Source organism: Janthinobacterium algoris (assembly GCF_051380935.1).
In the GTDB taxonomy this organism is placed as follows: Bacteria; Pseudomonadota; Gammaproteobacteria; order Burkholderiales; family Burkholderiaceae_D; genus Janthinobacterium.
Genome location: NZ_JBNYXZ010000020.1, coordinates 79,300 through 90,736, shown reverse-complemented (window position 1 = coordinate 90,736; position 11,437 = coordinate 79,300). Strand labels below are relative to the sequence as shown.

At 56.7% G+C, this 11,437-nt stretch carries 12 protein-coding genes; 7 read left to right on the top strand and 5 right to left on the bottom strand.

Annotated features, from left to right (window positions below; all coding sequences use genetic code 11):
- Position 1 precedes the first annotated feature (1 nt).
- The 5 genes from ACQ4W7_RS24325 to ACQ4W7_RS24305 all read left to right on the top strand — a co-directional run bounded on the left by ACQ4W7_RS24325 (position 2) and on the right by ACQ4W7_RS24305 (position 3,948).
- Positions 2 to 1,069, top strand: coding sequence for a hypothetical protein (locus ACQ4W7_RS24325; RefSeq protein ID WP_436533929.1), 1,068 nt, complete (start codon positions 2 to 4; stop codon positions 1,067 to 1,069).
- 10 nt (positions 1,070 to 1,079) lie between these two features.
- Positions 1,080 to 1,871, top strand: coding sequence for a hypothetical protein (locus ACQ4W7_RS24320; protein WP_436533927.1), 792 nt, complete (start codon positions 1,080 to 1,082; stop codon positions 1,869 to 1,871).
- Between the two features lie 51 nt (positions 1,872 to 1,922).
- Positions 1,923 to 2,387, top strand: coding sequence for a hypothetical protein (locus ACQ4W7_RS24315; RefSeq protein ID WP_436533925.1), 465 nt, complete (start codon positions 1,923 to 1,925; stop codon positions 2,385 to 2,387).
- 183 nt (positions 2,388 to 2,570) lie between these two features.
- On the top strand, positions 2,571 to 3,026 hold the full coding sequence (locus ACQ4W7_RS24310) for an antirestriction protein (protein WP_436533923.1): 456 nt from the start codon (positions 2,571 to 2,573) through the stop codon (positions 3,024 to 3,026).
- 502 nt (positions 3,027 to 3,528) lie between these two features.
- A complete protein-coding gene (locus ACQ4W7_RS24305) occupies positions 3,529 to 3,948 on the top strand; it encodes a hypothetical protein (protein WP_436533921.1) in 420 nt (139 codons plus the stop codon).
- A 61-nt stretch (positions 3,949 to 4,009) separates the two neighbouring features.
- Here ACQ4W7_RS24305 and ACQ4W7_RS24300 read toward each other — a convergent pair whose 3' ends face one another.
- Complete coding sequence (locus ACQ4W7_RS24300; RefSeq protein WP_436533919.1) at positions 4,010 to 4,321, bottom strand: H-NS histone family protein; 312 nt, start codon at positions 4,319 to 4,321, stop codon at positions 4,010 to 4,012.
- Positions 4,322 to 4,566: 245 nt separating this feature from the next.
- On the opposite strand from ACQ4W7_RS24300, the gene ACQ4W7_RS24295 reads away from it, so the two are divergent.
- Entirely contained in the window at positions 4,567 to 4,884 is a 318-nt protein-coding gene (locus tag ACQ4W7_RS24295; protein WP_436533917.1) for a hypothetical protein, read from the top strand.
- 56 nt (positions 4,885 to 4,940) lie between these two features.
- Here the strand turns inward: ACQ4W7_RS24295 and ACQ4W7_RS24290 are convergent, their stop codons facing one another.
- The 4 genes from ACQ4W7_RS24290 to ACQ4W7_RS24275 all read right to left on the bottom strand — a co-directional run bounded on the left by ACQ4W7_RS24290 (position 4,941) and on the right by ACQ4W7_RS24275 (position 9,396).
- A complete protein-coding gene (locus ACQ4W7_RS24290) occupies positions 4,941 to 5,147 on the bottom strand; it encodes a hypothetical protein (RefSeq protein WP_436533915.1) in 207 nt (68 codons plus the stop codon).
- A gap of 686 nt (positions 5,148 to 5,833) precedes the next feature.
- Positions 5,834 to 8,113, bottom strand: a complete 2,280-nt coding sequence (gene mobH / locus ACQ4W7_RS24285; protein WP_436533913.1) for a MobH family relaxase — start codon at positions 8,111 to 8,113, stop codon at positions 5,834 to 5,836.
- Positions 8,110 to 8,622, bottom strand: coding sequence for a hypothetical protein (locus tag ACQ4W7_RS24280; protein ID WP_436533911.1), 513 nt, complete (start codon positions 8,620 to 8,622; stop codon positions 8,110 to 8,112). The genes mobH and ACQ4W7_RS24280 overlap by 4 nt, the downstream gene beginning before the upstream one ends.
- A gap of 423 nt (positions 8,623 to 9,045) precedes the next feature.
- Complete coding sequence (locus tag ACQ4W7_RS24275; RefSeq protein ID WP_436533909.1) at positions 9,046 to 9,396, bottom strand: transposase; 351 nt, start codon at positions 9,394 to 9,396, stop codon at positions 9,046 to 9,048.
- A 236-nt stretch (positions 9,397 to 9,632) separates the two neighbouring features.
- On the opposite strand from ACQ4W7_RS24275, the gene ACQ4W7_RS24270 reads away from it, so the two are divergent.
- The gene (locus ACQ4W7_RS24270; protein WP_436533907.1) at positions 9,633 to 11,405 is read left to right on the top strand and encodes a ShlB/FhaC/HecB family hemolysin secretion/activation protein; all 1,773 of its coding nucleotides are present in this window, start codon (positions 9,633 to 9,635) and stop codon (positions 11,403 to 11,405) included.
- Positions 11,406 to 11,437: the final 32 nt, after the last annotated feature.

Genomic DNA, 11,437 nt, shown 5'->3' with positions numbered 1-11,437 from the left:
CATGTTGAGGCATTGGAGTTTGAGGGAAGTACTCGGGTCGCTGATGCTGGTCCTGGCCACGGCAGCGGCGCCAGAGACTGCAGCCGAAGTGGTCCGGCAGGTCAGCGTGAAGCCCGAGACATCGGTCGAATTGGATCGGGGCAAATGCATCGTGCAGCTGATCAAAAGCCAGGGGGGCGTGGTCTCAACCGACCCGGATGGCACGATGTACCTGCATTACACGGCGCCGGCAGGACAATTCGGTCAGGTCACCATCCTGGCACAGGTAGGCGCAGCGCTCGAGGCGGGTGCCTGCAAACCGGCGATCGAGCGGCGCTATGTGGTGAACATCGATAGCAAGCCGATAATACCGCAGTCGGCGCTGGGCGAGGCTTTCCGGATACTGGTGGCCGCCTTCGTTCTGGCGGTGCTGCTAGAGAGCGCGTTCGAACTGCTGTTCAACTGGCGCCTGTTCCAGGAATACTTTGTCGGCAAAGCCTGGCGTACGCCGATCATGTTTGCCGTGACACTTCTGGTAGTGCGCCAGTTCGGCTTCGATCCGTTGGCGCAGGTGTTCAACGCATACCAGGGCGGTGGGGCGCATGGCAAAGACGACTGGCTGACTGCGATCATCTCGGCGATGATCCTGGCTGGCGGCAGTGTCGGCGTTAACCGCATCATGACCTCGCTCGGCATCCGCTCGCCATTTCCCAAAGCCGAACAGGAGCTGGCGCGCCTGAATGACAGGGAAGCCTACCTGTCGGTGACGGTGCGTGCCAAGGCCGGTAGTGAACGCTACGCGGTCAATATGTCGGATATGCCAGCCGCCTCGGACACGCCGCAGGTACTCGGCATCATCGGCGCCAATCGCGAAGGCAGGCTGCGCAATTTGTTCTTTCCGACCAGCTTGCGCGTTCCGCGCAGTGGCGGCACCCGCGTCTCAGTCGATAAATCGTACCGCATCTCGGTGACCGATCTGCGCACTGGCGACGTGTACGACATCTTTGGCAAGCCAAGCTCGGCGACGGCGGCGCCTCCTCTGCGCTTTGCCCCGCGCGCTTTTGTCGACATCGTCATCATTCTGGACTGAGGAGACCCATATGAACATCCGCAAACGCAAGAAATCGCACGCCGCCGCTTCCTCTGCACGGGTGCGCGGCCATTCTGGCACGCTGTCTGCGCTGGAACAACAGGTCAATCAGCTACAGGAAGCCGTGGACAAGCTGACATGGCGCGCGTTTTACCATGAGCTTGCAACTCCCGTTGTCGAACCTGCAGCTTTGCTCATTGTGGGCGAACGCTATGTCAAGGCAAGCAGCGACGGCTGGGTCAACGTGATGATGAACGGGATCCAGACGGCGGTCGCCTCGGGTACCAGAATTGCGTTCAGCAATAGCGCCGGTGGGCGCGATTTCGGCGCTATCCGGGAGGGCGTGCTCCAAGGACGGCGCTTTGACGTGCCGGCCGGCTATCTGATGAACACCTACGCGCGCTTTGACAACTTGATCATTCGCGTTAGCAAGCGCGCGGGCGCCCCGCTGCTGATCGGTGGCGTCTCGTATGACCTTGAGCTGAAGCTAACATACGCCGAAGGTGGCAGCGCCAGGTCTGCCGGTCCGTTCGCCGCCAAGACGGATCCCGGCAATCCTTTGCCCAACGGCGACCACGCCATCGAAATACCGGACTTCCCGCACGCCCCCGGTTCAGGATACGGTCCACGCGGAACGGTCTGGTTTCGGATCGGGCACAGCGGGGACCGTTACCTGCATCCGGGAAGGGTCTCTGCGGGATGCATCACCTGCGCGCCCGAACACTGGGAAGGGATTTACCAGGTCGCGCATTCTGCGCGCACCAACGACGACTTGAGCGTCGGGCTATTGAAGATGGTATGAAACCACGATCATATGAACTACCCCGGACATTGAACAACCAGGAGAAACTTGATGACTGCTAAGCAAGGCGCACGCCTTGAAAAATACACGCGCATGATCAGCAAGAGCCATGGAAGGATTGACGGTCTGCTTGCAAGCAAGCTGCTTTCTTCGACGGAAGCGCCGTCCTCCGGGCTTGAATCGTTCATTGGCGGTGCGAGTCCGCACCTTGAGGGCGCGCGGAAAGCGTTCGAAACCACGAGCATGGACAGAGGCATGTCGCCGTTGGGGTTTGAAGACACCGAGGCGATCATCGCAGAAGCGATCCGCCCCATGCACAAGGGCCTAGTGGGCGATGTTGTGCTCCTGCGTGGTTTTACCGACCCCGTTCGGCCACCGCCACATAATCGCTTGTTCATCCACTTGACGCGTCGCGGGTGCAGCAGTTGCGGTATTCAGGCTCGCTTTGCCGATTATGGATGCCGTGGTACGTCCGCGAATCCGGTTGACAGCGACGTCGGCCCGTCCTATTGTTGATATTGAATTTGCTCGCACCTGAGCAACTGCGGTGGGTCAAACTCTTGCAACCCACACGTCCTGGCCAGCCATGCCGGGATCAGAGTCTCTGTAGCGCTTCTACCACCCCGATCGGGAAGACCTCTTCTCGATCCCCTGGGGCTCGGATGGTCTTCCTTTCGCTTTTTTTTAACGGAGATCATCATGATGACCAATAACAGCCGCAATAATTACACCCAACTACACTGCCGGCGCACGGCTACCCCTGTTACTGCAGTGTTGGTTACCGATGCATACGAACGGATGGAATGTCTTCCCAACGTGGCGGGGAGACGCTGGGTGTGGTTGGAATACACCGTGTACAGCATGCTCGATCGCATGAGTGACGACTACCAGGGTGCCTACTGGGAGTACTACAAGTTGTCGAATGGCGGTTTCTACATGTCACCGCTAACCGACGATAGCTTTCACATGTGCTGCGAAAACATCTTCGAAGGGGACGTGAGCGCCAAGACGGCGGGGCTCATTGCGTGCGCCATGGCATACAGCCATCTGTCGTTCTTCGAAGATGGCGATTGCTTCGCGGAAGCTTATATGTTGTTGTTCGAATACCTTGCCCAGCAATCGGATGCCGCGATAATTTTCGCGGCTCTGGACTAACCGGTACCAAGTCGGCGGATGTGTTCCCGGCCGTCGCCTGGTTCTGCTGTGATACGCAACTGCGGTGGGTCAAACTCTTGCAACCCACACGTCCTGGCCAGCCACGCCGGGATCAGAGTCTCTGTAGCGCTTCTACCACCCCGATCGGGAAGACTTCTTCTCGATCCCCTGGGGCTCGGATGGTCTTCCTTTCGCTTTTTTTTTAACGGAGATCATCATGATGGCCAATAACAGCCGCAACAATTCTTCGAAAACGCCTGGACCCGTTCACAGCGGTACCAGTCCGTCGAAAACTGCTACCCCGGTACACAACCGTACGAGTCCGTCCAAAACTGCTGACCCAGTGCGTCGACCGACCGGGACGTGCAGGGAGTATCGCTGCTGGTGCAGGGAGTGTCGCTGCTGTTGTGGGCGGCGCGCAACCTTTGCTGGGATGGTAAATGCTGTGTGTTTGGTGATAGCCCTGTACTGCCTGAATGTACTAGACTTTGGAGGAATCATCATGTCACAAGGAAGTGTGCCTGCAGTTACTGACACCAACCCTGTAATCGCGACCATCAACAGTGCTTTCAAGCGCCTTCACCAAATTGGAGAACAAAAGGCCGTCTCGGATATCGTTTATAGTTTTTTGCAACATAGTGGTTTGGAAGTGTCGGAAGGTGGCGCCGAGACGTTGTGCGGAACCAAATTGGGTCAGATCATCCGGGTTCGATTTGGAAAAGTTGATCCAGCCTATGCCGATGTTATGCGTGAACTGGCAGCGATGGATAAGCACGCCAAGGAACACAACGCGCACCCGCAATTAAATAGCAAACTGCTCCGGGTTGATTTGGAGGCTGCCCGGGAAGCATTGAGTCGTGGTGCTTTGGAAGGTAAAAGAACCGTCGGCCAAGGTACGCTGCAGGCGAAAGCTCATCGTTAGCGTGTGCAGCGCATGCAGGCAAAAGTTGGATATCGTGGAAGCTGGCTTTGATTCTTAAGAATCAAATGCCAGCTTCTTCAATTTTTTTGCCGGACTCGACCCATTCTTTTACCCATTTCGGCTGGCGGCCGCGGCCACTCCACTGCAGCGTCGGATCGGTCGGATGGCGGTATTTGACAGCAACTGTTTGCTTCACCTTCGCAGGAGCACCATTTCCGACAAGGTCTTTGAGCGATACGCCTACTCGCTGTGCAATTTCCAGAATTTGCGCGCGAGCATCGTTGATGTCTTTCTGTTCCTTTAACTTCAATTGCTTCTTGATCTGATCTTGCAGTTCGCGAAGTTCGGAAACAGAGAAATTTTCAAGATTCATATGTCATTTTCCTGACGTTAATTAAATCAATAAGTTACCACATGTCCAATTGGCCATGCTTCATTTTTGCATCTGCGCACATGGATAGCACCGCTCCAAGCGCGTGCAGCCACGATTGTTTGCCAGCATGGATGAGTGACAGGGGGCTGAACAAGGCATAATTACCAAAGTCCGCAAAGCTGCAGGTGTGCAGCTGTGCCAGGCTCACACTCTAGAGGTAATCAATGCCACGACCAAAACGGAGAATGAGTGCGATCGAGTTTGACGCGATCCAGGTATTACTGCCTGGTATCAGTAAAAAGCGCTGTGCTGTCGCCAGGGCGGCATTGGTCGATGGCGAGACGTTGGCCGTCGTTGGTGACAGATTCAACTGCTCGCGCCAAGCGGTCAACACGCTGGTCAATATTTTTTGTGACGGACTGGCGCGCTTTCAGGAGGCTCAGCGGGCGATGAATGCCGATGAGCTGGTGCCGCCAGGATGGGAAAGGGCCACGCTTATGGCTCCTAGTCAGCTGATCAACAAGTTCCGTGCAGAGATCAATGAACTGGAAAACACCAACTGACCAGCTCTAGCTACGCGGTGCTGCGTGACTGGCCTGCTTCACCACCCACTCAAGTTTTACTGCTCTTCATCGTAAGGCAATGCGTAGCCACATGCGGGGCAACGAATACTACTATGCTGATTGATGGCGCCGGACTCCGCACTTTCCCACATGCGGTACCGCGCACGTTCATAGGCACAGGCTGGACATTTTTCTTCAAAATGTTCGTCCTGCAACTCCATGCCACCAGGTTCAATTCCATTGCCGAATACAATTGTTGCCATGATGATCTCCTAGGCACGCGGCCTATCTGCGCCAGACGCCAGAAGCGGTGCCAATAAAACGTGCAGAAAAGTTACGTATGGCCCACTTCCGATAAGCAGTCTATTAGCGTTTCCATCAGTTTATATATACTTGTCAAGAATACACTTGGCTTTATTTATAGAAGCTCCTAAAATGAACGGGAACATAGAGCGCATGCGGTGTCCGGCTACCTTTTCAAATTGACGCTGCACATTTTCATATGTCCATTTAGTGTACGCAATCACATCAGACGGGTCGTCAATACTTATGGTCATCCGTCGGCCAAAATGCGCTTCGCAAAATGCACTAAAGATGGTATTAGACACAACGTTTCGGAACCAATCATTGTCGGCTCGCTCAGTGACATGAATTGCTTGTTTTGTTTCGTAGCATAGCGAGTAGCATCCACTGTCGTGCCAGCTGCTATTTACCTCTTCGGACCTGCTGATCAGTTTTTTCACGGCGTACCTCAGTCTTCGCTGCTAACCGCCAGTGCGCCAAAACCTAGGCGACGCCGGGATAAGTTCGGTATAGTCCCAGGTCCGTGGCAACTGCCCGCGACTACAGGGCTGGCAGGCTGGAGTCATGGTTTGGGTATAGACGTACACTAGATCGATTTCAACTAAGACGCGGTGCGCGGTTGTCAAAATAGAGCGCATGGTTGCTGTCACGAATGATTGCTTGTTGCGCTAATAAATGGGTTCGGGGGCGGCACGGGCATTACCCAGAGTCTCGGGTCTTTCAACACGACTGCCGACAACTTGCTCGCCACCTGCCCCCCTTTTTTCGAGACGAACAAAGTCCAGACATTTTTCCCTCCAGGCGCAGTGGCATGCCACTGCGCCCGCAGGAGTTCCCGCTGAACACGCATTGCAAAATCGCCGTCTTCGTCGGATGGGGCACTTTGGGCCTCGGTTGCTGTTGCATACAACCGAAAAATTAGCGGGGATACCAGTGCCATCCCATATTCAATGAAATGAACCGGCGCGCCGGCCTCGTTGTGCTTCATCGACCCGTCGGCCAGATTGCGCTGCACCCACTTCATGAAGTCGACGGCCAGTACCGATGGTTCCTTGGCTCCTTTTTGCGCAAGAACAGGCAATTTTTCGATAGGCAGTGGCACTGGAAAGACAAGGGATGACGTCGCGTGCGGCATGCTCTCTTGTCGCACGGGCTGTTTCGATTCGTTATCCTCGGCGTCGTTCTGATGGGCAGGAACTGTTTCTGGTTCACTCTCTGCTTCCTGCTTGCGCCGGTCCTTGTCGCGGCGTGCGTTACGCGCTTCCGCTTCGGCCGTGTCCCGTTCGTCCAAAAGATCTTCGGCATCTGCTGTCGCCGAATTCTTCATGGCCCTACTATCCTTGGAGACAAACTTGGGCGCTGGCACCTTCTTCGTGTCAATCGGCTCGGTCGGGGAGTCAACAGATACGGAAGCTGACGCACCGTTTTCTACCGGGTGCTGGAATTGTTGATCTCGGTTTGACTTTCCTTGCGATCCGGCGGGCAAGGCCTCAATCATGCCTGACATCGCTTCTGGAATTTGGGATCGATCGCTCCATACTTTAGCGACAGGAAAGCATAGAACGCTGAGTTCATGCTTATAGGCGACGACGCCCGCCTGGTCCGTCCCAGTCACGACCACGCGCCAGATCGCCTGTCCTGTCACTGGATTGATACGGATGCAGCCATATTCCTGCCATGCGTCGAAAAGCCTGTCATTCTTGGCATCGCCCGGAAAGCCGGCTTCTTCATCCTCCTCCTGACGCAAGATGAACTCACGCACGCTGTCGGCCAACCGTTTCGCCACCAGCCACAAGCAGTTGTCGTACACCCAACCCGCCGCGCCGTCCCGATTGAGGGGCAGGTGGCCGCCTTCCAGGAACATCAAGGTCATGGCTCCCATGAGTCGCTCGATCAACGGCACCGCCCTGGCAGAGCTGAACCTCGCGCGCGAGCCGGTGGCAAGATTGCGGCGTGTGGATTCCTGATCGGCTTTTTGGACAATCTCGTGCAGGGCACCACTGCGTTCGCCGCCCAAGTATTGGTTCAACTCTTGAAGGCCCGCAGGCACGTGCGCCATCGAAGCAAGCGTGGGGCCAGGCACCAGTCGCTGGAGCAGCATGGCACCAAGTTTGGCGTGCGAGTCGTAGTTGCGCTCACTCTTCTTCTTGAAACCGACGCAATATTCGGTGGCTGCACAGTCGTTCAACGAGCCGGCGGTCGCCGACCAGAGCGTTGGTTCGCTGGTCCTACCGCGCTTCCATTGAATCTTCAGATCCGCCATTGGTTTACCGACGTCGTGCAATAGGGCCGCGAGAAACACGGCATAGGTCCAGAAATCTCGCTGAGCGGCGATGACTTCGGCGCCGGCGCCGAGAGGTAGCAGGTAGCCGGTGCGGATGGTCAGCGCGTACAAGACAGTTTCGAGCGTATGGGCCAGCAAACCGCCTGGATTGGCGTGGTGGTGTGACTCGGATGCTGGAAGCAATTGGACGAACTCTGCAAAGTTCAATAATGCGGGTTGAAGATCGTGCGCGAAAATGTCTGGTGCAATACGGGTGGCGCGGACGATTTTATTTATCACCTCGTCGCCTTCGATACAGCGGATGAGATCCCTCGCTGGAAGCACGTTGTACCATCCAGTTTCGGATCCCCGGTAGGCGATGCGCTCGCGGATCACGGGCGGAGTGCTTTGAGGAGCGTTACCGCTAGCGGGGATGTCCAGTGGACGTTGGTCACTGGTAACGACTTTGTCTAGGCCTGGTGTACCGGCATCGAGATGATGGGATGCGTCACGCAGTAGTTGCGCCAATCGTTTCAGCAAAGTCTGTTTGCTGGTCCAGCGAATCTCGATAATTCCGAGCGCTGCGGCAGCACAGATCACCGTGGCGATCACGAAGGAAATTAACCATACTGACACAACACCCCCGAGTTGGGACACCGTCACACGAAGCCATTTACCTTGACGTAATTTGCCAAAAGATGCCTTCTCACCTCGTCCAGACTGGGATTGACCACCGAGGTTTTCCAGGCTTTCCAATCGTCACCAGGCCCTTGCAGCGCTTTGAATTCTCTGAATGTCATCTGGAGCGGGTTCCAGGTCAATATGGGAATCGCCGAACCGGATGTGAACCAGGCTGCTCCATACAACAGTATTTGCAGGCTACACAAATCATCTGCGAATTTCCCTCCCAGAGGCGGACTGCCGTTCAGGCTGTATCGCTGCAACAAAAATCGGACCGCTGGTAATGGATCATCATTCGGAGCGAACACTTCGATTTCTGCGTAGGTATCAAGCAAGATCAGCAATGGATGCATCCACGTGGCTATGCCAATCTCCCCCAACAATTCAGCGATCTTCAAAATTTGAATTGATCGACCATCCGAGACAATTGCAGGGGTACTGCGCGATCCTTGTGCGACGAGTAATCGAGAGGTGGGAGGCTCGAATTGCATGTTTCACCAGTATGACGATATAGGGACACAGCGTTCACTTCATCGTGAAAACAGACCTCGAATGGTTCCCTTTTTTACTTGTGACGCAAACCAAAGCATGGTAACGCGTGCATGCCCGGGGAGCGCCTTCGATTTTTCCTTCCCCGCCTTGCTTTGCTCCCGCCCACGGGAGCAAAGCCTACCCGTATGTCGGGTACCGGTAAATCCCTTTGCCGCACGCTGCGGGGTTATAGCAGCGTGCGGCACCCTTTTAGATCAGGCCCTTAACCAGTCAAACCCTTGCCCGTAATCCGTCCGATGTTCCATTTGACGCCTTTCCCCGCTTTGCTATTACAGCATAGCACTACGTTGACAACCAATGGGCACCTCGAATAACTAAGGATTCGAGGATGAGGGCTGAAAAAATAGCGACGTAGAGAGCGATCACGTCGCCAACCTGGCCAACTTCTTGGCCTTCATCAGGTGGCAAAGGCGCTGCAGATTGTATGTGACAACTTTCCAATTCAAGTGCAGCGTAGCGCGCGGTAGACCGACCGAGCGCAGCACCTTGGCGCCCATATGTGCCAGGCTGGCGAAGATGTGTTCCACACGCACCCGGGATTTGGCGATGCGTTTGTTCCGGCGTTCCTGCGCTTCTGAGATCGGCTTGTCTTTGCTGCCCTTGCGTTGGATATGCGTACGCGAGCCTTGCCTTTTGAGGCGCATCTCACGTATGCCGCCGACATAACCCTTGCTGGCATATAGGTCACGACTGGTGTTGGCCGGATCGATCACCTCTCCAACGTGCAGCGTGAACGAAGGTACTGCAATATCTTAGTTTGTCATGATGGGATTTGGGTATTTTTGCACGAATCTCGGCCGACTCTCGATTCTTATATTTTTACTAGTGGTAATGTGTGAGTTAAATAATAGTTACCAAAGAGGAAAAGTTCTCAATAAATAAATAAAATTGCCATGCGGAAATATTTATTTTATAATCTACTTGAGTAAATAATTACGTAAGGCAACATATGCACCTGCGCTTGACGCCATGGTGCGGTGTATTTTTGTTTAGCGGCACCTTGTGCGCCGCCGTGTCCGCGCAGACCCGTCCCGAAATCGCGCCGCCCCTTCCCAATACGCCTGGCATCAGCCAGCGCGATGATGCCAGCCAAGAATTAATCCGCCAGCAAGAACGTGAGCGCCTCCTGCGGCAGCAGCAGGAGCGCAATCCCGACGTGCGCCTGCTCGAGGCGCCGGCAGCCGTCTCCGCCAATCGCCTTCCTGAAGGCGAATCGCCGTGCTTTACCATTAGTCATCTCGAACTGCGGGGAGAGGACGCCGCGCAGTTCCAGTGGGCGCTGGCCGCCGCCGGGCGCGACGACCTGGGCGCGCCTGATTCTCCGCTGGGCCGCTGCCTGGGCACGCAGGCCATCAATGTACTGATGGGGCGGCTGCAAAACGCCATCATCGCGCGCGGCTATGTCACCACGCGCGTGCTGGCCGAACCGCAGGATTTGAGCCGTGGCACGCTGGCCTTGAGCCTGGTACCGGGGCGTATCCGCCAGATCGGCTTTGCACCCGGCACCAATCCCCGCGCCACCTGGTGGAATGCCGTGCCGGCGCGCCCGGGCGACTTGCTCAATGTGCGCGATACGGAACAGGCGCTGGAAAACTTCAAGCGCGTGCCGACGGCGGAAGCCGATATCCAGATCATGCCGGCCGAGGGCGGCAACGCGAAGCCGGGCGAGAGCGACCTGCAGATCCAGTGGAAGCAGGGCTTGCCGTTTCGCCTGGCGCTGGGCCTCGACGATGGCGGTTCGCGCTCGACCGGCAAGCTGCAGGGCAGCGTGACCCTGTCGTATGACCACTGGCTGACCTTGAACGACCTGTTTTACCTGAGTCTGAACCAGAACGTCGACGGCGACCGTAATGGCCCGCGCGGCACGGGCGGCATGGTGGCCCACTATTCGATTCCCTACGCCTACTGGCTGCTGGCCTTTACGGTCAGCGACAGCCATTACCACCAGTCCGTGGCCGGCATCAATCAGGACTACAACTACAGCGGCGCCAGCCAGAATCGCGAAGTAAAACTGTCACGCCTGGTGTACCGCGATGCGTCGCGCAAGACGACGGTTTCCCTGCGCGGCTGGCAGCGCGCCGCACAAAACTTCATCGATGACACGGAAGTGGAAGTGCAGCGCCGCCGCATGGCAGGTTGGGAAATCGGTATCGGCCACCGTGAATTCGTGGGCAAGGCCACCTTTGACCTCAACCTGCAATACCGGCGCGGTACGGGCGCGATGGATGCGCTGGCCGCGCCCGAGGAAGCGTTTGGCGAAGGCACTTCGCGCATGCGTCTGCTGCTGGCCGACGCGGCCCTGTCGGCGCCGTTCACGCTGGCTGGCCAGCCGCTGCGTTATTCGGCGAGCTGGCGCATGCAGCACGACCGCACGCCGCTGGTGCCGCAGGACCGCTTCGCCATCGGCGGGCGCTACACGGTGCGTGGCTATGACGGCGAAAGCAGCCTGTCGGCCGAGCGGGGCTGGCTGCTACGCAACGAAGTTGGCGTGCCGCTGGGCAGCAGTGGCCAGGAAGCGTATGCGGGTCTCGACCATGGCGAAGTGGCGGGACCGTCCGCCGAATGGCTGATCGCGCGCAACTTGACAGGCGCCTTCGTCGGCTTGCGTGGTCAGTGGCTGGGCGTGCAGTACGACGCCTTTGTCGGCTGGCCCGTGCGCAAGCCCGACCTGTTCCGCACGGCCGGCCATACGGCCGGCTTCAGCCTGAACGCCAGCTATTAAAAAATAACAAGGTGAGACGCCGCCATCCGCCA